The organism is Prevotella marseillensis, from assembly GCF_900625065.1.
GTDB lineage: Bacteria > Bacteroidota > Bacteroidia > Bacteroidales > Bacteroidaceae > Prevotella > Prevotella rara.
Genome location: NZ_UYXY01000001.1, coordinates 2,656,345 through 2,678,189, shown reverse-complemented (window position 1 = coordinate 2,678,189; position 21,845 = coordinate 2,656,345). Strand labels below are relative to the sequence as shown.

Below are 21,845 nucleotides of genomic sequence, written 5' to 3'. Positions count from 1 at the left end.
TCATTCTTCCACCTTATTATCCTTTGCAGCTATGTTTCTCGGATGATGGTTCAGGATTTCCTCGCGCAGCGTGTGCGTGTCTATGTGGGTGTAAATTTCGGTTGTGCCTATGCTCTCGTGTCCGAGCATGCTCTGTATGGCGCGCAGGTCGGCTCCGCCTTCAAGCAGGGCGGTGGCAAAGCTGTGGCGCAGCGTGTGCGGACTTATGGTCTTCTGTATGCCGGCCTCGGCACCCAGTCGCTTTATCATTATCAGTATCATGGTGCGCGTCAGGTGAGCTCCGCGGCGATTCAGGAACACATAGTCTTCCTCTCCCGGCTTTATGTTCATGTGGCTGCGGTCTATAAACCAGTATTTCAGCTGCTTTATGGCATTTTCAGATATAGGCACGAGCCGCTCCTTGTTGCCTTTGCCCGTTATTCTTACGAACTGTTCGTCGAGATAAAGCGCAGACATCTTCAGGTTTACAAGTTCGCTGACGCGCAGTCCGCAGCTGAACAGCACCTCTATTATGGCCTTGTTGCGTTGTCCTTCCCATTTGCTCAGGTCTATGGCCTGCTCCAGTCTGTCCACCTCTTCCGTGGTGAGCACCTCGGGCAGATGGTCGCCGAGTTTTGGCGATTCAAGCAGTTCTGTAGGGTCGTCCTTGATGTATCCGTCAAGATACAGATATTTGTAGAATGCTCTCACGCCGCTTAGAATCCTGCATTGTGAGCGAGGTGATATCCCTATGTCGTGCAGTGAGGCGGCAAAGCATTGTATGTCGCTTAGTTTTGCCGCTTCCGGACTGATGCCGTTGTCCTTCAGGAATTTTAATAGCTTGTTGATGTCAAGGATGTATGCTTCGAGCGTATTGCCTGAATAATTACGCTGAAGTTTCATGTAGCGGATATATTTGTGTATAATGTTGTCTTGTTCTTTCTGAATCATCTTTGCTTTATTCTGTATTTTCCCGGCTTTAGCGTCATGGCCATGTCTGCACGGCAGGATTTATTCTACAATCGGTTCTTAGACAGCATATAGTTTTATCTGTCTTGCTTATCTGTGCTTTCAGCCGTCTTTTGTTTTCTGTTGTCGCCTTTTCGTCCGTCTTTCTGGCCATAGTCTGCCATGCTTGTGAAAATCAGACGGAAATCAGCTCAATATAAGGCTGAAATACAGGCTGAACTCTAACGCCCGGTTTTAGCTTAAAAAAATCCGGGGACCGACATGCCCCGGATTTTTATTTCTCAGCCAAGTTTAGCGTGTGGTGCCGCCTTGGCCGTATTTTATTGAGTGTTATTTGATTACTCCGAGTTCCTTGCCTACCTTTATGAAGGCATTGACAGCCTTGTCGAGATGCTCTCTCTCGTGGCCTGCCGACAGCTGTACGCGTATGCGAGCCTGGCCTTTAGGCACTACGGGATAGTAGAATCCTGTTACATAGATGCCTTCGTCCTGCATGCGGGCTGCAAAGTCCTGCGACAGTTTTGCGTCATACAGCATAACTGCGCATATAGCGCTCTGCGTAGGCTTGATGTCGAATCCGGCAGCGGTCATCTTGTCGCGGAAATATTCAACGTTCTCCATCAGCTTGGCGTGCAGGGCGTTGCTTTCCTTCAGCATCTTGAACATTTCGATGCTGGCTCCTACGATGGCTGGTGCCAGAGAGTTAGAGAACAGATATGGTCTTGAGCGCTGGCGCAGCATGTCGATAATTTCCTTTCGGCCTGTGGTGAATCCTCCCATTGCGCCGCCAAACGACTTGCCTAATGTTCCGGTGAATATGTCTATGCGTCCGTAAGCGTTGAACTTTTCAGCCACGCCGTGACCTGTCGGGCCTACAACGCCGGCAGAGTGCGACTCGTCTACCATTACCAGTGCGTCGTATTTCTCGGCAAGTTCGCATATCTTGTCCATCGGGGCAACGTTTCCGTCCATAGAGAACACGCCGTCCGTTGCTATTATGCGGTGGCGCTGTGCCTGTGCTTCCTGCAGGCATCTTTCAAGGTCGGCCATGTCGGCGTTGGCGTAGCGGTATCTCTTAGCCTTGCAGAGACGGACGCCGTCTATTATTGATGCATGGTTGAGCGCGTCAGATATGATGGCGTCCTCTTCGGTGAACAATGGCTCGAACAGACCTCCGTTGGCATCGAAGCATGCAGCATACAGGATGGTGTCTTCGGTCTTGAAATAATCGGAAATTGCGGCTTCAAGCTCTTTGTGCATGTCTTGTGTTCCGCAAATGAATCTTACTGACGACATTCCGTAGCCTCTTTCCTTCATGGCTTTCTCCGCAGCCTCGGCAAGGCGTGTGTTGTCAGAAAGTCCAAGATAGTTGTTGGCGCAAAAGTTGAGCACTTCCTGTCCGTCGCCAACTTTTATTCCGGCTCTCTGCGGAGTTGTTATTATACGCTCGTTCTTGTATAAGCCGGCGGCCTTTATGCCGTCCAGTTCCTTCGTGAGGAACTCTTTCATTTTTCCGTACATAATTCTTAGATTAAGTTTAACATCAATGTTTTCATTTTACAAAGTTCTTGTTTTTTTTTGAAAATAGAGTAAATAATCCGATAAATTTTGTTATAATATAATCTTTTCTTCATATCTTTGCATTATATGTATGCGCCGTTTTGTGTACGGCTGCTGCTTATTGCTGCCTCGGCATGCCGTCCATGTCTGTTGTCTTGGTGTGGCGGCGGTTCGGCAGGTTAACCTTAATTTGATGTTGTGCATGGCCATTTCCGGTGTGGCGTTGCCTTTAGGCAGCCGTTGTTTTGGCTGCCGGTGCGTGGTTGCCGTTGTTGTGGCGTGTCCATTGAAGATATTGTGCATGTATCAAGATTAATTGTAAATCTAATATTTATAGTATGAAAAATGTTTTAGTTATTGGCTCTACCGGCCAGATTGGGTCGGAGTTGACAATGAAGTTACGTGGACTTTACAATGGAAATATCGTTGCCGGTTATATTCCCGGAGCAGAGCCTAAGGGCGAACTTCTGGAGTCGGGACCGTCGGCGGTCGTTGATGTTACTAAGCCTGAACAGATAGGCGAGGTGGTGTCTAAATACAAGATTGATACAATATACAATCTTGCTGCCATCCTTTCTGCCGTTGCTGAGGTGAAGCCCCAGCTTGCCTGGACGATAGGCATGGGCGGACTTTTCAACGTGCTCGAGGTGGCGCGCGAGAAACAATGCGCCGTGTTCACTCCAAGTTCGATTGGCTCGTTTGGCGACAACACGCCCAAGGACAAGACTCCGCAGGACACCGTGCGCGACCCAAAGACCATGTACGGCGTTACGAAGGTTTCGGGCGAGCTGCTCAGCAATTATTATAATGTGCGCTTCGGCGTTGACACCCGCTCTGTGCGCTTCCCCGGACTTATATCTTACGTTACACCTCCCGGAGGCGGCACGACCGACTATGCAGTTGACATTTATTACTCGGCCGTAAAGGGTGAGGAGTTTGAGTGCCCGATAGCTGCCGGCACATATATGGATATGATGTATATGCCCGACGGACTGCGTGCCGCAATAGAGATTATGGAGGCCGACCCGTCAAAACTGAAGCACCGCAATTCGTTCAACATTGCGTCTATGAGCTTTGAGCCGGAGATTATCTACAACAAGATAAAAGAATATATACCTGACTTCAAGATGGTGTATAAGGTGGACCCGCTGCGCCAGGCTATTGCCGAGTCATGGCCTAATTCTCTTGACGACACATGTGCGCGTGAGGAGTGGGGATGGAAACCCGAATATGACCTTGACGCCATGACACGCGACATGATCGAGAAACTGAGACAGCGTTTCGGCAAATAATTGCAGACATATATTATAATAGATAAGGCGCGGCAGGCATCTTGCAAGATGCTTGCCGCGCCGTTTTTTTATTTATGATTCTTGCGTTTACCTTATTTTTATTAATTTTGCATCACAATAAACGATATTGCTTATGGCAACACGCATGTTGCCGCTTAAAGTATAAATCCGCGATATATTATGAACATAATGATTATCAACGGCCCCAACCTGAACCTGCTGGGGCGTAGAGAGCCCGAGATTTACGGCAGCAACTCTTTTGAGGCTTATCTTGACGAACTGAGAAAAAAGATGCCTGATGTAAACATCGACTATTATCAGAGCAACATAGAAGGCGAACTTATCAACAAGATGCAGGAAGTGGGATTCACCTACGACGGCATAGTGCTCAACGCAGGAGCCTACACCCACACGAGCATAGCCCTGCAGGACTGCATACGTTCGCTGAAAGCTCCCGTTGTTGAGGTTCACATCTCTAACGTACACAAGCGCGAGGAGTTTCGCCATAAATCAATGATTTCGTGCGCCTGCCTTGGCGTCATCTGCGGTTTCGGTCTCGACTCCTACAGACTTGCGATAGAAGGAATAATATTTAATTCATAGTTCACAATTCATAATTGGGAGGAAAGGGGAGGAAATTAAAAATTAAGAATTAAAAATTAAGAAAGCATCCCAATTATGAATTGTGAATTCTGAATTAGAAAAGTGAATTGTGAATTATGAATTCTGAATTAGAAAACTACGTTCTGTCCCATATCGACCCTGAGGGCGACTATCTTTACAGACTGTGGCGTGCCACTAACGTTCACTTGCTGCGCGGACGCATGGCGAGCGGACACCTGCAGGGCAGGCTGCTGAAGATGCTGGTGAGGATGATACGGCCGAAGAATATCCTTGAGGTGGGAACGTTCAGCGGATACAGCGCTATATGCATGGCGGAAGGACTGGAAGAGGGCGGAATGGTGTATACATACGAGATAAACGACGAGCAGGAAGACTTCACGCGCCCGTGGATTGAAAACTCGCCCGTGGCCGACAAGATACGCTTTATCATTGGCGACGCCATAAAGGAGGCACCAAAACTGGGCATAGAGTTCGACATGGCTTTCATCGACGGCGACAAGCGCACATATATCGAGTCTTACGAAATGGCGCTGTCCGTGCTCCGTCCCGGCGGCTTCATCCTTGCCGACAACACGCTGTGGGACGGCCATGTGCTCGAAGTGCCCAAGAGCAGCGACCGCCAGACTGCCGGCATTGAACACTTCAACGACTACGTGATGAACGACACCCGCGTAGAAAAGGTCCTCTTGCCGTTGCGCGACGGACTGACGCTGATACGCAAGAATCCGTGATGAGGCTGTAACGTGTGAGAGAATGTGTTCTTGTCTTTCGTATAATTTGTATTAACTTTTACTTTGTTGTAATGATTAAAGAAAAACAGAATAGTTAGTCGCCATCAATTTACTGATGGCGACTTTATTATTTCTTTACATTACCACGTAATGATCTTGTCCACAATAGATTGTTGTTCGTTTGCCGTACGACGTAAATAGATACGTGTAGTTTCTATACTTTCGTGTCCCATCAAGTCTGCTAATAGAGAAATATCATTAAATTTTTCAAGGAAGTTTTTTGCATATCTATGTCTAAATGAATGTGGATAGACAATTTTGGGATTTAGTCCATATTTAATTGCAAAATTCTTTAATTGTTGTGCAATACCACGTGTCGTTATTCGTTCTCCAAACCGATTGAGGAAAAGATAACCACTATCTCTACTGTTTATTTTAAGCCATTCCCTCGCTTCATCTCTCAATTTCTTAGGGATAAATAGACGTCGTATTTTACCACCTTTAGTATAAATGTCATAAAAGCCAATATGTACATGTTCTACCTTCAATTGAATTAATTCACTAACTCTTGCACCTGTAGCTGCAAGAAAACGTACAACAAAGTACCATTCTAAATTATTTTCCTTTTTCAATTTATTTTTCAGAAAAATGTAGTCGGCATTGCTGATGACATTCTCTAAATATGTACGTTGCTGCACTTTTACTGATTTAAGACGTAAACGAGGTTTATGTAGATACTCAAGATACTTGTTCAACGCTTGAATTCGTAAATTTACGGTTTTGGGCTTAAACGTCTCTATAAGATACGTTTTGTAAAGTAACAGATTTTTCTTCGTCAATTCCTTATATTGGGAATTGAAATCATTTACAGCATAAATGTATGCTGCAACAGTGTTTCTTGCCATGTTTGAATGGATTAGATAATCTTTGAATTTTTCTACCATGATAATTTATTTTATTATGTTTATTGTGAAATATACATTATTAACGTCGTAGATTAGTTGTTTTAATTCCTATTATGAGAAGATTATTGCCACAGGGGAGGTGAAATGTATTGATGAGGAGATTCCATTTGAGATTCCACGAGGTTGGGAATGGGAACGTTGGGGAAATATCTCTCAATCTATTCAGTATGGTTATAATACACCAGCATTAGAAAAAGGCGTTATAAAGATGGTGCGTATTAGTGATATTCAAAAGAACAAAGTACTTTGGGAGACAGTTCCTTTCTGTATGATAGAAGAGAAAAATATTGGGACCTATCTGTTAGAGGTTAATGATATTCTATTTGCCAGAACAGGTGGTACAGTAGGAAAATCATTTTTGGTAGAAAAAGTTCCAATGAAAGCCATTTACGCAGGTTACTTAATAAGAACTCGGTATAGTTCATTGCTTTGCCCTCGTTATATGAAAGCATTTATGGAAAGCCAATTATACTGGGATCAGTTAAAAAATGGCACAATTGCAACTGCGCAACCTAATTGTAATGGTAAAACACTTGCTAAAATGCTACTACCAATTCCACCCATAAATGAACAAAAACGGATTACAGAAAAGCTGTACATAGTTTCTTCTTTTATAGAACGTTATAGTAAACAACAAGATGTTCTCCATTTAATGAATATAAGACTTAAGGAACAACTTAAAAGATCTATATTACAAGAGGCTATCCAAGGAAAACTTGTTCCACAGATTATAGAAGAAGGTACAGCACAAGAATTGCTAGAACAAATAATGCTTGAGAAACAAAAACTTGTTAAAGAGGGTAAGCTTAAAAAATCCACTCTCAATCATTCCGTCATTTACAAAGGTGACGATAACAAGTATTATGAGCAGATAGGGAAAAAGATCAACGAAATTACTGAAGAAATTACCTTTGATTTGCCTAGTGGCTGGAATTTGTGTAGGTTGAAAGATATATGCTCAATCTTTACAGGTGCCACATTCAAAAAAGAAGAAACTTCTATAACAAAGCAGGGCATCCGTATTTTGCGTGGTGGTAATATATCACCTTTTGAATTAAAAATCAAAGATGATGATATATTTCTACCACAAGACAAAGTTAAGACAGATATACTATTGAAAGAGAATGATATATTAACACCTGCAGTTACTAGTCTGGAAAACATAGGAAAAATGGCAAGAGTGGATAGTGATATGTTAAATACAACTGTTGGTGGATTTGTCTTTATTATTCGTTTGCATCTGATAAACCAATGGCTTTCAAAGTATATTCTCTATATTTTAAGCTCCCCTTTTATGATTGAGTTTATGAGGTCTATAACGAATAAATCAGGGCAGGCATTTTACAACATTGGCAAAGAACGTTTATCAACAGCGTTGTTGCCAATTCCACCATTAATGGAGCAGCATCGCATTGTTGTTCAAATAGAAAAACTATTTGAGCAACTGCGATAATTCATTTATGCGTTCTGCTATACGTTGCTGTTCTGCAAATGGTGGAATTCCAATATGCAGATTGTAGAATCGCTCTTTATTGAGGTGCGGAATTGCCGCACCTCTTTTTGAATTTCTCAACTCCTCTTTGTAGAACAGAATGAAAGCTAAGATATATGGTTTCCACATGGCTGAAGAAAACCATAACTGTTTGAATGTGCTTCCCATATATCCATCCTGTGGAACAGAGAAAACTTCACCAGAATTTTCACCGTCCACAAGAATGATATTATCTCCAGCATAGACAACTTTTCCTTTCTCTACAATGGAGGCAGATGATTTCCCACGTAAGAACTTTGCATCCAGATAAATGCCCTTTCCATTTTTCTTTTCACCATCAATTAGTTGGCATATATCTTTTAAACGCAACACAGACCAGCTATTTGGATATTCATAAGGAAGCTCAATTTCAATTGCTTGCCCATTTATCCTCTCATAATACTTGCTAATTGCTTAATCTTTGAGATAATTCGTCTTTGCTCCATAAGAGGCGGAATAGGGACCATATAATTTTTTACTGTAGCAGTTGCAAGCTCTTTTTGTTTTGTACTACCATCCGATTTCTTTTCAATTACAGATTGTACCGTATGACTTGTAAAATAGTAATAAAGGTATTGAGGTAAAACAAATTTTTTCATTACACGTATAACAGTAACGTGGCTATCGACAACTGCCAATTCATAAGGATTCAATGTTTGCCAATAAATAGCCATTCGCCCTAATGTTCCCAATCCAGTAGAGTTCCACATCAAATCTCCGTTCTGTAGAATTCGTTCTTCACCATATGATGATAAAGTGTCTGGATCTATGAATTGAGCTTTATCTATTGAAAAACCACTCCATTGATTACACTTTTGTGCAACAACAGGATATTTCTTTATCGGAGAATACTTGGGAGACTTACCTCTTTGTATATAAGAGCATATATCATTAAGTCTTACCCAACTCCAACTATCAGGAATTTCAAATGGAATCTCGTCAGTAATATCTATTTCAGTATATCCATTCTTCTCAAAGTACTTGTTATCGTCACCACGGAAGATAACAGAATCGTTGAGGGCAGACTTCTTTAGTTTGCCCTCTTTGACGAGTTTCAGCTTCTCTGTCTTTATTTGTTCGAGCAGTTCTTGGGCTGTACCTTCTGATGCATTTTGCGGAACCAGTTTTCCTTGGATTGCCTCTTGTAAGACTGATTTTTTTATTTGTTCATTTATTGTTCTATTCAATTTATCTAATTTCTCTTGTTGTGTTCCATACTTTTCTATAACAGGTAGTAAAGAAGTAACCTTTGATATTATTCGTGTCTGTTCGTTTCTTGGTGGTATAGGAACAAGATAATTGCATACAGTTGTAGTCGAAAGCTCCTTTTGTTTAGTACTGCCATCTGATTTGTCTTCTATCACACTTTGAACCGTTGGACTTGCGAAGTAAAAATAGAAGAAAAGAGGAGACATAAAGGGTTTGAACAATCGGATGACTGTTACATGACTATCTGCAACTGCCAGCTCATAAGGATTAAGCCTTGCGTAATATACAGCCATTCTACCCAATGTTCCCAATCCTGTGGAGTTCCACATTAAATCCTCATCTTGCAAAATTCGCTCAGCAGCGTATTTGGACAAAGTTCCTGGCTCTATAAACTGCGCTTTATCAATAGAGAATCCTGCCCATTGGTTACATTTTTGAGCAACAACAGGATACTTTTTTATCGGTGAATACTTAGGAGACTTTCCTCTTTGTATATATATCGAAACATTCATAAGTCTTGCCCAACTCCAAGAAGTAGGTATCTCAAACGGTATCTCCTCGTCGATACATTTCACCTCTCCTGTGGCGAGTATCTTCTCATAATAGGAATTATCGTCACCGCGGTAAATAATCGATTCTTTTTTATTTTTCCTTATTTTACCCTCCTTAACAAGTTTTGCTTTTTCTTCCCTGATTTTTTCAAGTAGTACAGATGCTGGCTCATCATTGGGGTCTTGCGGTACAAGTTTCCCCTGTATCGCCCATTGTAGTATGCTGTTTTTTAATTGTTTACCGTTCATCATATTCTAACCGATTTAGAAGTTTTCGTCTTTTTGTTTTTCAGTTAGGTAGAACTGATATAACTTTTTCCCTATCTTGTCTTTTTTGAAGGTACGTTCATGATTCATAGGTGTCATAGACAAACGAATTTTTGCCACTCCTTCATTTAATATTTCAAATTGTTGTGGAGTAATTCTAAATTGAGCTGTAGAACTAATTTCTGTAACAGGAATTACTATATTTCCACTTATAATACTGGTAGATTGACTTCCGTTACCAATTACAGTTCCTTTTAGTTCAAGATATTTACCTGTGAATGTCCTGATTTTCATAGTTGGTTCGTTAAGGAAATTCATCCTGTCTGAACGTACTGTAGCTATTATAGAATATATGGTGTCTTGTTTTGCCACACTATACTTCATGTAACAACCTTCGGCTGCAAGTGCTTTATAGGTGTAACCTACAGTTTGTGCTGATACGTTAGGAACAAAGACCAAGTATAAGAAAAAACTTAGTATGTAAAGATATAAATTTTTTATCATTTTTCTATTGTAATACCTAAAATTTTTTGAATCTCTGATAAAGTTTTGTCTATTTCATGTTCAAGTGTAGCTCGTTTCTTGTAATAATCGGACAGCAGCTCTGCAGGAGGAAGAATTTCTTCTTCTTCCTTTGGAAATTTACATTGGTCAAAGTTACAATCTATGTCAAGAAGCTGTTGCGCTGTAAAACAGCGTGATTTTTCATCGTTATTTTCAGAATCTATAATTTCTTGACGGTTATTCCACCAGTCAATAATGGGCTGGCAGTGTTCTGCTCTCATTGGCTTTGTCTTAGAGAAGTGCTTGTATCCTTCCGGCATATCAAGGCGATAAAACCACGTGTTTTTTGTACAAAAGCCTTCTTCAGCTCCTTCAGCCTTTTCTTTATTAAAGAATATAATATTGGTTGCAATGCTTGTATATGGTGCGAAAATGCTTCCTGGCAGACGAATAATAGTATGAAGATTAAACTCCCGTAATAATTTTTCTTTGATGGCTAATTTTGCATTGTCTGTACCAAACAAGAAACCATCAGGCAAAATTACTGCTGCACGTCCTCCATTAGCAAGACGGTACATGATAAGTACCATGAATAGGTCGGCAGTTTCACTTGAACGTAAGTCTGATGGGAAATGTTGCTTTGTGTCATTTTTCTCATTGCCTCCGTATGGAGGATTCATCAAGATAACATCAAATTTATCTTCATCTGTATAATTAAGAACATCTTTTGTCAATGAGTTATCATGCATCACATGTGGAGAGTCTATGCCGTGTAATAGCATATTAGTAACGCACAACATATATGGAAACTGCTTCTTCTCAATGCCATAAATAGATTTTGTATATTTTTCCTGATCTTCCACGGTCTTTACTTTCTTTTCAAGAGCTTTTAGCCAGCTTGTTATGAATCCACCGGTACCGCAAGCAAAGTCAGCCATCTTTTCACCAATCTTCGGATCGATGATGTTTGCCATAAAGTCTGTTAAGGCACGTGGCGTGTAGAATTCTCCTGCGGATCCTGCTGACTGCATTTCTTTTAGAATGGATTCATAAATTTCTCCAAAAGCATGGCTCTCCTCATAATCGCCAAGGTCAAGTTTGTCTATGACATTTATTACTTGCCGAAGCAGCACTCCATCCTTCATATATTGGTTCGCATCTTCAAACGTAGTACGGACAATAGCACTACGCATAGGGGTTTCAGGTGTGACTGTCAGACCTTTTAATGTCGGAAATAGGGTGTTGTTTACAAAATCTAAAAGTTTGTCTGCTGTTAACGCTTCTCCATCTCCGTTGTCCTTTGCCCAGTTGCGCCATCGGCAATTTTCAGGAATAAAGGATGTATAATTTTCATCATCGAATTCCCAATCGTTCTCTTTCTCGTCATAAACTTTTAAAAACAGCATCCATGCAATTTGTTCAATGCGTTGGGCATCACCATTGATGCCTGCATCATTGCGCATAATGTTACGGATACTCTTGACAAAATTATTTAGTGCCATATTTGATTATACTATATTGCTATAAATTAAATTTTCAAGTTCTTTCACTGCAGATAAGTATTGTTTGTTACCGCCGAAAAATTTTGCTATATTAGATGGCGATCCCATTTTACTGAATGGGTCAAGGCGAAGAACATTCCTGCTCTCCAATTGTGTTATACCATCATCGGTGTATTTTTCCAGTAATGCTTCAAGTACTTTTTTTGCTTGTGTCCCGTATTTATTGAATATATCACGTTTCTTTACGTTTTCGGCTCTTTCACGCCTTGTTAATGGTTTCTTTCCATAAGCTATGTAGCATATGAAATCGAAGTCATCAACGTCGTCCATATTTTGCTCTTGTTTTAAGGCATGAAGGTCTATGCCATTTTCACGCAATAAATCTGTTATCTCAGTTTTGTTTTTCGCAGTATTCCAATGTAATATAAAATCATTAAGATTTTTATAAGTATCATTGATGTTCTTGCGAGTGTAATCTGTTATACTTTCTGTGCGTAAAAGTTTGCCATTGGTATCATATACTGAAACTATTTTATTGATAACCTTAACCGAACATCCATCCTTATTCACGATGGGCTTAAAATGATGTTCTGGCTCGCTGACCATAGAAGGTTTTTCTTTATATTGGGGATAGTTTATGGTTTCCTTGTATCCTTCGTTTATTGTTATAGGACCATCCCATTCCGGATCTGCAAACAGACGTGTAATATTGCGGAAATCCATAATGGTAAAGTATGTTTTACCTTCTTTTTCACGGATTCTGGTACCTCTACCGACAATCTGCTTAAACTCTGTCATAGAATTAATGCGTTGATCAAGCACAATAAGTTTCACCATTTTACAATCAACGCCTGTAGATAGCAGTTTGCTTGTTGTTGCGATTACGGGATATTTTGATGCTACAGAAATAAAATAATCCAATTTAGATTGACCATATGGATCACTGCCTGTAATTCGAACTACATAATCGGGATTTTTTCTGCACATATCAGAGTTCTCATTTATAAGGGCTGTCCTCATTCTGTCTGCATGGTCTTCATCTGCACAAAACACAATGGTTTTTGCCATTCTGTCTGTACTTTTCAAGTATTTTGTTATCTCATGTGCCACTTCTCTTATGCGGTCCTCAATAACAATATTATAATCATAATCTGAGTTATTATAGATTCGATCTTCTATAGGATTTCCATGTATATCCGTTTGTCCTTTTACAGGTCTCCATTCATCACCTATATTTGTAGTGATGTTAACGACTCTGAATGGTGCTAAGAATCCATCTTCAATACCTTCTTTTAAACTATACGTATAAATCGGGTCATTAAAATAGCTGATACTTGATTGATATTTGGTTTCTTTCGGAGTTGCGGTCATACCTAATTGTATTGCATCCGTAAAATAATCAAGTATTTCTCGCCAGTTACTGTCGTCTTTCGCACTGCCTCTGTGGCACTCATCAACAATGACCATATCAAAGAATTCAGGCTTAAACAATTCTTTATAATTCTGTTTTCCGCCTTGACCTATAAGTTGTTGATATAACGCAAAGTAAACTTCATATGCCGTACTGCCGTTGTTCAAATCTTGTTGATAATTTACTTTATGAACTGTTTTATTAAGCGGCTTGAAGTCTTGTTGTATGGATTGGTCAATCAAAATATTTCTGTCCGCCAGATATAACACCTTTTTTACCAAGCCTGCCTTTAATAATCGATAGACAATTTGAAAAGCTGTATACGTTTTACCTGTTCCTGTTGCCATGACGAGTAAAAGGCGTTTTTTCCCCTGTGCAACAGCATTGACTGTACGATTAATGGCATTACGTTGATAATATCTTGGAGGAAATATATCTTTTCCAGTACAGAATGGTTGTTCTATGACTTTCTTTTCTTTATCAGACAGACCGTGACCATCATTGATTTCTTTCAAAAAGCGTGAATATAATTCATCTTTAGTAGGGAATTCATCAATCGATAAGGCACGTTCCTTACCGGTTAAAAAGTCATATTCTTGATAACCAAATCCATTAGAACTGAATGCAAATGGTACATCCATCATTTGTGCATATTCTTTTGCTTGTTGCATGCCAAATCCAATTGCATGATTTGCATCTTTTGCTTCAATTATTGCAATTGGAGTAGCAGGATTATAGTAAAGGACATAGTCTGCGTATTTGGCTTTACTACGAGCCACTAAATTTCCCCTAAGGTTAATTTTGCCGTCTGTTAATTTAACCTTAGTCTCCATTGTTATATCTTCCACTGACCATCCTTTATTTAAAATAGATGGAGTAATATAACGTAGTTTCACGTCTTCTTCAGATAAATCCCCAATATTATCCATACGCAAGTCTGATAAGTGTATGTTGACTTTAAGTTAATAGATGTAATTACTTGTAAGTCTGTGATTGTTGAAATTTGTTGTAACTTTATTATGATATTATAAAGAAATACGAACAATAATTGTAATGATCACGGAATGCAAAGTTACAGAATTATTTTCTCCTTTGGATGATTTTTGCTGTTTTTTTATTCATGATATAAAAATATATAATTCTATTTGATGAAATGTTTATATTTAATCACGATTTAGTTACGTAAAAGATACGAATAATGTAAAACGCGAAATTCGTGATAATTTGGTTATCGTTTTTGTTTATAATTACTACATAATATTTGTATTTTATAAATAAGTCAGTGTATAAGTTTTATTTTTTTGTTATTTGTTTTTCATGGCTGTATATATACAGAAAAAATATCCCGCAATATATTTTATCCGAAAACTCTTTACATTATTTGTGTACAGAGTTTTCTTTAAAATAGAAAATGAACGTATAACTGATGTTAAATAATCCTTGCTGAAGTCATGTCTTTATTAACATCTGTTGGCTTTATGCTCACTTTTTAGCCTTAAAAATAGCAATTTCTGATGGTAAAACGGCTTGTATTATTAGAAAAATAGGCTTGTTGGCAATCGTAAACGGCCCACTTTTGTGTGATAAACGGCTGAGTAATATTTTTTAACTCATTGCTTTTTCTGTCTGAAAATGCGTAACTGCCAGTATATCAGTTGGTTGTCTTGATTTTACGTTTTTGGCACTTTTTACGTCCCGAAGCTGTATTCGTGACGGGCATCGCCACTCTGGGAGCGTCAAAATAAAAAAGTTTTCTGTTGTCGGCACTAATTATTTTGATACAGAACCCTGATGGCGAAAGATGTATGTCTTTCAATGCCGTACTGATAAATTTGTATAAAAAACTGGTCGAATAAGTATAAAAAATAATTAAAACTATATAAGCTTGTTGTTCTTTGGCAAATAATTATTATATTTGGCAGCACTTTTAAAAAAGCTCTTATTTATTAATTTAAATCATTAATTATTATGAAAAAATTTTACTCGTAGCAGCAATGTTCGTTTCAGTGAGTATGTTTGCACAGTCACCTTTGAAAAAGATGACAAAAGTTGACGTTAATCCTTTGACAGAGAGGACTGTAACAAAGGCACAGACCACAAGAATTTCTGCAGGTATGGCAAAGGCAAAAGCCAATGCAGCTGAAAAGAATGCGCCAAACTATTATCTTGATTATAGTGATTATGCCTATAATGTAGGATTTTCAACAAGATTCCATGTGGCTGCCGATGTTGAGTTTGGAAATGACGGCAAGGTTACTTTCTCTAACATGTTGTACAGCAGCATGCTTCCTGATGCAAAGATAACAGGAACACTCAATGCTGCCGGCACAGAGATAACCATTGACAACTGCCAGAAAATAGGCTCAATTCAGGGTTCAGAACTCTTCTTGTGCAGAGTACATGTTGATCAGTCTGGCAATCTTACTTTTGATAAGGAGAATCCGGTAGTGCTCACTTATGATAAAGAAACAGGACAGATTTATGCTAAGGATTATCAGGACAGCTATCTGGCACTTGCTAACAGTACTTATGATGGATTCTATACAATCGCTGCTAGCTTGAATTATATTCCTGCAGAGTATTTCCCGGCACCTACTACTCACAATTATTCATATACAGATTATGACGGAAATAATCATGAAGGCACTGTATCTATGATTAACCTTAACTTGGGTAATCAGGAAGTATGCTATGTAAACGGTCTTTTCACAGAAAAGATGGATGATGGCCAGGGTAACATCCTTGCTGACTATTCTACAGCATGGACTTGTGCTGTTTACACCGAGTCTGCACTCACATTCCCTCTGCTCCAGACACTTGCAGACGACATAGCATTGGCTAAATTGTCTGGCAATCAGCTTTATGATGGCAATATCGACTTTACATATGACGCTGCAAGCGATTCATATGTTCAGGACAGCAATTATGATCTGATTGACGCTTTTGCTTCTCAGCAGGGTATTGGTTTCTCAACTAGCCACAAGAACAGCAAGATTGCAAAGGCTGGTACAGCAGGCGTTGAAAACGTTGTTAATGACGGTGTGAACAAGGACGTTGTTTCTACAGAATATTTCGACCTCTCTGGCCGCCGCATAAGCAACATCCAGAAGGGTGCAGGCATCATGGTTATGAAGTATGCTGACGGAACAAGCAAGGCTGTTAAGGTTGTAAAATAATAAGACGACTCTTGCATTATTGTCGTTTAGGATGACGGCTTATTCCTGAATGACTGATTAAAATAATTTGAGTGCCATATCAATACTTTCGGATGAAAGTTTGATATGGCACTTTTTTGTATTCTCACTGTTTGGCGTCATTAATGGGATAAAAAAATACCTCTGCAAAGGTTCTGCCGGCAGTATTGCCTTAACTTTTGCAGAGGTATTGATGTTTTGGGCGTGCAGTGCAGACCATCTTTGTCTGATTACTGCTTGGCCATAACGGAATATTAGAGATTAATTTCAGAAGTCGAGCTCCTTGCCGCGGTAGAAGTCGATGAGGCTTGTGTCGTAGACATATTCGTATTTGGCTATCACAAGGTCGCTTTCGGCCTTCAGCCAGTTGTTCTTTGCCTCGTTAAACTCTGTGATGTTGGCCTTGCCGTATTCATATTTTGCCGACATGAGGTCGAAGGCAGCCTTGTTGCTGCGGCTGGCCTCCATGCTGCTTTCGTATTTGGCGCGTGCGGCAATGGTGTTATAGTATGCCTGCTGTATCTCCTTATACAGGTTTTTCCTTACGTTGTCGAGCTGAAGCTGCTGAGTTTCGCGTTCAAGCTTTGCCGAGCGTATGCTGTTTCGCGTGGCGAAGCGGTTGAATATCGGCACGTTGAGGCTCAGACCTATATATTGGCTGAAGTTGTTGCGCATCTGTCTGCCGAAACTTTCGGCTTTGAATCCGCTTGTCTTGTAATAGTTTGAACCTATGCCGGCGTTAAGCGACAGCGTGGGCAGCAGGGCGCTCTGGGCTATCTTGATGTTCATCTCAGTGCTTTTCAGCCTGTAGAGTTCAGCCTTTATTTCGGGCTTGAAGGTGATGGCCTCCTGATAAATCTCGTCGGGCGAGGGTGGAACTGCCCCGGCCGACGGATCTATCACGCCGGCATCGGGACGAATTATGGCGAAACCCTCTGGTGAGGGCAGTTCCAGCAGTTGTGTAAGGGCAAGCACGGCCAGCCGGCAGTCGTTGTCGGCCTGTGTGTAGGTCAGCCGACTTTGTGCCAGCGTAGCCTCCTGTTGTGCCACGTCAACGCCGCTTGCCTTGCCGTTGCGGTACATCTCCTTGAGTCTGACCACCTGCAGTGAGTCGATGGATATCTGTCTTTGTGCAACATCGCACATCTCCATGTCGTAGAGAATCTGCACGTATGCCTGTGCCACCTGCACGCTTATGTCGTTGCGCGCCTTCTCCATATCGGCCGTTGCGGCCTCAAGGTTCAGCTTGTTAAGCTCTATGGTGCGCGGAATCTTCAGTCCGCTGAACAGCGGCACGCTTGTGCCAATCGAGAACGACGTACTGCTTGTGTTGGTGTTAGAGTAGGTGTTCTCGGATGTAAGACCACGTCCGAACGACCAGTTTTGCGATGCTGAGCCGTTGAGGTCGGGCAGGCGGCTGTTTTTTGCCGTGCTGAGGTCGATCTCGCGCTGCTGCCTTGTAACATCCTGTTGCTTTACAGTGATGTTGTGTTCAAGGGCATAGCTTATGCACTGGCGCAGCGACCAGGCCTGCGCGGCCTGCTCTGTCTGTGCCCCTGCTGCCGTAACGGCCATGAGGGCTATTGAGGTTATTATTGCTTTCATATCAAATGGCTTTAACGTTAGTATTATTCATCTGAGCCGTTGTCGGCAACCTTCTTCGGTCCGCGCACACGGTATTTGGTAGACAGTCCGCTCTTTATCTGTATGTTCACGCCGTCGCTAAGTCCTGTGGTAACCTTTCTGCGCTCATAAGTCTTGTTCTCGCCGCTGCCTTTCACGATATAGACAAATGTGTCTGAGCCGCTGAACTCAATGGCACTTTCGGGCACGGTGAGCACATTCTTCGCGCTCGACAATACAATCTCGGCATTGGCGCTGTAGCCCGAACGTATCTTGTTGCCCTCGGGAACATGTACGGCTGCCTTTATCTCAAACTGGTTGGCGCCGTTGTTCTCAGTTGCCTTTGGTGATATGTATTCAAGCTGAGCGTTGAACTTCAGGTCTTGCAGCGCGCCGATGGTAATCTTCATCTCCATTCCGGTTACGAGCTGTCCGACTTCAGTTTCGTCTATGTTGCCTTTAAATATAAGATTGTTCATGTCGGCAACAGATGCTATGGTGGTTCCGTCGTTGAATGTGTTGCTCAGGATTACCGAGTTACCCACCTTTACAGGAATGTCGAGAATAAGACCGCTGATGGTTGAACGTATGAGCGTGCTGCTTGCGCTGGCATTGCTGCGCGACACACCGTCGCGTACAACCTCAAGGGCGTCGATGGCAGCCGACTTTTCCTCCTTTGCTTGGTTGAGTGTCTGACGTATCTTGTCGTATTCGTCGGCACTTACGAGCTGCTTGTCGTAGAGAGCCTTCTCGCGCTTAAAGTCAACTTCAGCCTGCTTCAGGTTGATTTCGGCAAGGCGAACGCGGCTTTCGGCAGAGCTTAGCTGCCCCATGTCGGGTATTACCTTAACCTTGGCTATCACCTCGCCGGCCTTTACCATGTCGCCGGCCTCCTTGTATATTTCGGTTATGATGCCGCTTATCTGCGGTTTTACCTCAACTTCGTCGCGAGGCTCAATCTTTCCCGTTATCACGGTTGTCTTGTAGATGTCAGTAACCTTTGGTGTAAACTCGTCGTAAGTCAGCGGCTGAGGCTGCGACTTCTTGTAAAGGAACACGAATGTTCCGATGAATATCAGAACGATAAGTGCTGCAACGATGAACTTAAAATACTTTTTCATGTTCAGTATGGTTTTAAATTGTTTATTTCTTTTGGATATGTTTATTTCTTTCGGGTAGTGATTAATGTCTGATGTGTCATGCTGCCATGCTTATTCATCTCTCATGGCGTCAACCGGCTTGATGCTCATTGCCCTTGCAGCCGGAGCCAGTCCGGCCAGAACACCGAGGATGCTTATCAGCACAATGGCGCCTATGGCGGTCCAGAACTTAACCTGGAAGTGAGCGGCTACAATGCCGTCGGACGTGTTGCCCAGTTCGAGCATCTCGAGGATAATCACCGAGAAGAGTATTCCGCTCATGCCCGCCACGGCCGTAAGTATGACGCTCTCGGTTATTATCTGTCCGAGAATGTCGCGCGGCGTGGCTCCTATGGCTCGCCGTATGCCTATCTCTGTGGTGCGTTCGCGCACTGTAACCATCATGATGTTGCTCACGCCTATGGCTCCTGCCAGCAGCGTGCCTATGCCGACGAGCAGAATTAGGAAGTTAACGCCGCTGAAAAGATTGTCGAGCATGCCGAACATCACTTCGGTGTTGAACACCATGATGCCTTTTTCGTCAGACGGGTCAATCTGATGCGCGTGAGCAACCACGCTCCTCATCTTGTCGGATATGCTGCTCATGGTTATGCCGGGCTTAGCCGTTACGCATATCATGTGGACGCTGTCGCCGAGGTTGTAAGCCTTCTGCATCAGTGTCAGCGGCACAACTACCGACTCTTCGGCGCGTCCGTTGATGTTCATGTTGCCCGAACTATAGTCGACGCCTACCACGTCATAATAAATCTTGTCAACGCATATCATCTTTCCGCAAGGGTCGCCGCCGCCAGGAAACAAGTCTTTATACACTTTCTTTCCGATAACGCACACCTTTCGGTTCTGCTTTATGTCCATGTCGTTAAGATAACGGCCATAGTACATCTTGGGCGTTTCCACATCCTGATAGTTAGGCAGCAGGCCCTTCATTGAGCACGACGACTTCTTGTCGCTGAAGGTGGTGCTGCCTCCCCAGTGGGACAGCACCGGCGAGACAACTTCGAGCTCGGGCACCTGCTGCTTGAGGCGTTCCACGTCTTTATAAACCATGCTCCATTGTCGTCCCTTGCGGAATCCGGCATAAGGCTTGGTTGTGGGCTGTGCCCATATTATCGCCGAGTTGGTGGCAAAGCCTTCAAAGTTTTTCTGCAGCAACTCTTTCAGTCCTTGTCCTCCTCCGAGAAGCGACACAAGCATGAACACACCCCAGAACACGCCGAATCCGGTAAGGAAACTGCGGCTCTTGTTTCTCGTAAGTGTGTCGAGAATCTCACGGTAACGGTCTATGTCAAATCTCATAGTTTTCTAATTAAGAATTAAAAATTAAGAATTAAGAAAACATGCCTTTGCTGTTTCTGTCATTCTAATTATGAATTAAGAAAATATTCCTTTATTGTTTTCTGTCATCCCAATTGTGAATTATGAATTGTGAATTTCTCCCATCCCAATTATGAATTATGAATTGTGAATTATGAATTAGAAAATTTATTCTGCTCTCAGCGCCTCGATAGGTCTTATCTTGGCAGCCTTGCGTGCAGGAATAAGGCCGGCAAGCGTTCCGGCAATTATCATCACTACCGTTGCCGATATGCATGTGCCGATGCCCACAGTGGGATTATAGAATATAGTGGCTTCAAACAGTCCGCTGTCAACCTTCATACGGCCTATAGTTGCGTCCATATATGCGTTGGCTGCCACTCCGAGTACCATGCCTACATAGCCGAAGAAGGTTGTGATGATGATGCTCTCGGTTATGATAAGGCGCAGGATAGACAACGGCTTGGCTCCGATGGCCTTGCGTATGCCGAACTCGCGGGTGCGTTCCTTCACGGTTATCAGCATGATGTTGCTCACGCCTACGATGCCACTGAGCAGCGTGAACAGACCTATTATCCACAGTGCTGTCTGTATTATGCCAATGCCCTTGTTCATCTGCATGTTCTGAGTGAAGCGGTTCCATATCCACACGGCACCTTCGTCGTCGGGAGCGGCACGGTGGTTGCCGTTGATGCGCGCCCTGTATTGTGTCTCAAACTCCTCGTTGTCCTTCTCTGTCTCAAGACCGTGGAAGGAGAAAACTATGTTGCCTACCTCGTCGCCTTTGTTGTATATGGTGCGGAACGTGGTGAACGGGATGAACGCTCCCCTGTTCATGCCGCTCTTGTCGGCCTCGTAGATGCCCACTACACGGAACGCCATGTCGCCGACGTCGACATACTGGCCAACGAGATTGCTCACGTCGCCAGGCAAAAGCTCCTTTGCGTCGTCCTCACTAAGCACAAGCGACTTGCGCGACTGCTCGATGTCGATCTGGTTGATAAACCTGCCGTAGAGCATCTCTTTCTTGTTTATCTTCACATCGTTGGGATAAACGCCGGAAAGAGTAACGCTCACGTAGTTGGCCTCCTTGGTCAGCGTTACGCTGTTCTGCTGCAGTTCGGCTCCCGTGTCCTCTATATATTGCTTGTAACTTTTGTCGGTAAGCTCCTTGTCCTTGTCGTTGAGGGTTATTCGACGGCCTTCCTGCAGACCGTCGTAAGCCTTCGACGTATATCCCGGACCAACCATCATAGAGTTGTCGAGAAATCTGTCTCTCTGTACTTTCTGGGCATTGATGAGTCCGTTGCCGGCTCCAAGCAGGAAGATAATCATAAAGATTCCCCATGCCACGGCAAAGCCTGTAAGCGCGGTGCGCAGTTTGTTGCGCCTTACGGTGCTCCATATCTCAGCTAAAACGTCTCTCATGTTATTGTCGTTGAATGTTTCTCATTAATTA

Annotated in this window: 17 protein-coding genes; 5 read left to right on the top strand and 12 right to left on the bottom strand. The window is 42.4% G+C overall.

Features of this window, described 5'->3' with window-relative positions:
• Together xerA and kbl are read right to left on the bottom strand one after the other, a co-directional pair.
• A complete protein-coding gene (gene xerA, locus EJL04_RS10850) occupies window positions 1–930 on the bottom strand; it encodes a site-specific tyrosine recombinase/integron integrase (RefSeq protein WP_125104939.1) in 930 nt (309 codons plus the stop codon).
• A gap of 348 nt (window positions 931–1,278) precedes the next feature.
• Window positions 1,279–2,469, bottom strand: coding sequence for a glycine C-acetyltransferase (kbl, locus tag EJL04_RS10845; RefSeq protein WP_021855511.1), 1,191 nt, complete (start codon window positions 2,467–2,469; stop codon window positions 1,279–1,281).
• Between the two features lie 377 nt (window positions 2,470–2,846).
• On the opposite strand from kbl, the gene EJL04_RS10840 reads away from it, so the two are divergent.
• The 3 genes from EJL04_RS10840 (at window position 2,847) to EJL04_RS10830 (ending at window position 5,155) form a co-directional block, all read left to right on the top strand.
• Window positions 2,847–3,800, top strand: coding sequence for an NAD-dependent epimerase/dehydratase family protein (locus EJL04_RS10840; protein WP_053399011.1), 954 nt, complete (start codon window positions 2,847–2,849; stop codon window positions 3,798–3,800).
• Window positions 3,801–3,980: 180 nt separating this feature from the next.
• Entirely contained in the window at window positions 3,981–4,403 is a 423-nt protein-coding gene (aroQ, locus tag EJL04_RS10835) for a type II 3-dehydroquinate dehydratase (RefSeq protein ID WP_053399010.1), read from the top strand.
• Between the two features lie 116 nt (window positions 4,404–4,519).
• The gene (locus EJL04_RS10830; RefSeq protein ID WP_125104938.1) at window positions 4,520–5,155 is read left to right on the top strand and encodes an O-methyltransferase; all 636 of its coding nucleotides are present in this window, start codon (window positions 4,520–4,522) and stop codon (window positions 5,153–5,155) included.
• Between the two features lie 140 nt (window positions 5,156–5,295).
• On the opposite strand, the gene EJL04_RS10825 is transcribed toward EJL04_RS10830, so the two are convergent.
• On the bottom strand, window positions 5,296–6,099 hold the full coding sequence (locus EJL04_RS10825; protein ID WP_125104937.1) for a tyrosine-type recombinase/integrase: 804 nt from the start codon (window positions 6,097–6,099) through the stop codon (window positions 5,296–5,298).
• Window positions 6,100–6,199: 100 nt separating this feature from the next.
• On the opposite strand from EJL04_RS10825, the gene EJL04_RS10820 reads away from it, so the two are divergent.
• Window positions 6,200–7,573, top strand: coding sequence for a restriction endonuclease subunit S (locus tag EJL04_RS10820; protein ID WP_125104936.1), 1,374 nt, complete (start codon window positions 6,200–6,202; stop codon window positions 7,571–7,573).
• On the opposite strand, the gene EJL04_RS10815 is transcribed toward EJL04_RS10820, so the two are convergent.
• From EJL04_RS10815 to hsdR, 5 genes are read right to left on the bottom strand one after another with little or no spacing between them, the layout of a single operon-like run.
• Window positions 7,553–7,984 carry a restriction endonuclease subunit S gene (locus tag EJL04_RS10815; RefSeq protein ID WP_125104935.1) on the bottom strand — a complete coding sequence of 144 codons (432 nt, stop codon included), beginning with the start codon at window positions 7,982–7,984 and terminating at the stop codon, window positions 7,553–7,555. The two genes, EJL04_RS10820 and EJL04_RS10815, sit on opposite strands and share 21 nt — an antisense overlap.
• A gap of 53 nt (window positions 7,985–8,037) precedes the next feature.
• A complete protein-coding gene (locus EJL04_RS10810; RefSeq protein WP_125105350.1) occupies window positions 8,038–9,660 on the bottom strand; it encodes a restriction endonuclease subunit S in 1,623 nt (540 codons plus the stop codon).
• A gap of 15 nt (window positions 9,661–9,675) precedes the next feature.
• Window positions 9,676–10,182, bottom strand: coding sequence for a hypothetical protein (locus tag EJL04_RS10805; RefSeq protein WP_241209985.1), 507 nt, complete (start codon window positions 10,180–10,182; stop codon window positions 9,676–9,678).
• Window positions 10,179–11,684: a type I restriction-modification system subunit M gene (locus EJL04_RS10800; protein WP_125104934.1), complete on the bottom strand. Its 1,506-nt coding sequence runs from the start codon at window positions 11,682–11,684 to the stop codon at window positions 10,179–10,181. The genes EJL04_RS10805 and EJL04_RS10800 overlap by 4 nt, the downstream gene beginning before the upstream one ends.
• Before the next feature lie 6 nt (window positions 11,685–11,690).
• On the bottom strand, window positions 11,691–14,024 hold the full coding sequence (gene hsdR / locus EJL04_RS10795; RefSeq protein WP_125104933.1) for an EcoAI/FtnUII family type I restriction enzme subunit R: 2,334 nt from the start codon (window positions 14,022–14,024) through the stop codon (window positions 11,691–11,693).
• 1,110 nt (window positions 14,025–15,134) lie between these two features.
• On the opposite strand from hsdR, the gene EJL04_RS10790 reads away from it, so the two are divergent.
• A complete protein-coding gene (locus tag EJL04_RS10790) occupies window positions 15,135–16,271 on the top strand; it encodes a hypothetical protein (protein WP_125104932.1) in 1,137 nt (378 codons plus the stop codon).
• 285 nt (window positions 16,272–16,556) lie between these two features.
• Here the strand turns inward: EJL04_RS10790 and EJL04_RS10785 are convergent, their stop codons facing one another.
• The 4 genes from EJL04_RS10785 to EJL04_RS10770 form a co-directional block, all read right to left on the bottom strand.
• Entirely contained in the window at window positions 16,557–17,894 is a 1,338-nt protein-coding gene (locus tag EJL04_RS10785; protein ID WP_125104931.1) for a TolC family protein, read from the bottom strand.
• A gap of 23 nt (window positions 17,895–17,917) precedes the next feature.
• Window positions 17,918–19,033 (bottom strand): efflux RND transporter periplasmic adaptor subunit, encoded by a 1,116-nt coding sequence (locus tag EJL04_RS10780; RefSeq protein WP_125104930.1) that lies wholly within the window; start codon window positions 19,031–19,033, stop codon window positions 17,918–17,920.
• 90 nt (window positions 19,034–19,123) lie between these two features.
• Entirely contained in the window at window positions 19,124–20,368 is a 1,245-nt protein-coding gene (locus EJL04_RS10775) for an ABC transporter permease (RefSeq protein ID WP_125104929.1), read from the bottom strand.
• Window positions 20,369–20,554: 186 nt separating this feature from the next.
• On the bottom strand, window positions 20,555–21,814 hold the full coding sequence (locus EJL04_RS10770; protein ID WP_125104928.1) for an ABC transporter permease: 1,260 nt from the start codon (window positions 21,812–21,814) through the stop codon (window positions 20,555–20,557).
• Window positions 21,815–21,845 lie beyond the last annotated feature (31 nt).

What these genes read in the sequence shown, in the direction of transcription:
- EJL04_RS10810 (WP_125105350.1), bottom strand. Translation starts at nt 9,660, where the DNA reads ATGAACGGTAAACAATTAAAAAACAGCATACTACAATGGGCGATACAG.
- kbl (WP_021855511.1), bottom strand. Translation starts at nt 2,469, where the DNA reads ATGTACGGAAAAATGAAAGAGTTCCTCACGAAGGAACTGGACGGCATA.
- EJL04_RS10825 (WP_125104937.1), bottom strand. Translation starts at nt 6,099, where the DNA reads ATGGTAGAAAAATTCAAAGATTATCTAATCCATTCAAACATGGCAAGA.
- EJL04_RS10830 (WP_125104938.1), top strand. Translation starts at nt 4,520, where the DNA reads ATGAATTCTGAATTAGAAAACTACGTTCTGTCCCATATCGACCCTGAG.
- EJL04_RS10775 (WP_125104929.1), bottom strand. Translation starts at nt 20,368, where the DNA reads ATGAGATTTGACATAGACCGTTACCGTGAGATTCTCGACACACTTACG.
- EJL04_RS10770 (WP_125104928.1), bottom strand. Translation starts at nt 21,814, where the DNA reads ATGAGAGACGTTTTAGCTGAGATATGGAGCACCGTAAGGCGCAACAAA.
- EJL04_RS10805 (WP_241209985.1), bottom strand. Translation starts at nt 10,182, where the DNA reads ATGATAAAAAATTTATATCTTTACATACTAAGTTTTTTCTTATACTTG.
- aroQ (WP_053399010.1), top strand. Translation starts at nt 3,981, where the DNA reads ATGAACATAATGATTATCAACGGCCCCAACCTGAACCTGCTGGGGCGT.
- EJL04_RS10840 (WP_053399011.1), top strand. Translation starts at nt 2,847, where the DNA reads ATGAAAAATGTTTTAGTTATTGGCTCTACCGGCCAGATTGGGTCGGAG.
- xerA (WP_125104939.1), bottom strand. Translation starts at nt 930, where the DNA reads ATGATTCAGAAAGAACAAGACAACATTATACACAAATATATCCGCTAC.
- EJL04_RS10780 (WP_125104930.1), bottom strand. Translation starts at nt 19,033, where the DNA reads ATGAAAAAGTATTTTAAGTTCATCGTTGCAGCACTTATCGTTCTGATA.
- hsdR (WP_125104933.1), bottom strand. Translation starts at nt 14,024, where the DNA reads ATGGATAATATTGGGGATTTATCTGAAGAAGACGTGAAACTACGTTAT.
- EJL04_RS10785 (WP_125104931.1), bottom strand. Translation starts at nt 17,894, where the DNA reads ATGAAAGCAATAATAACCTCAATAGCCCTCATGGCCGTTACGGCAGCA.
- EJL04_RS10800 (WP_125104934.1), bottom strand. Translation starts at nt 11,684, where the DNA reads ATGGCACTAAATAATTTTGTCAAGAGTATCCGTAACATTATGCGCAAT.
- EJL04_RS10790 (WP_125104932.1), top strand. Translation starts at nt 15,135, where the DNA reads ATGACAAAAGTTGACGTTAATCCTTTGACAGAGAGGACTGTAACAAAG.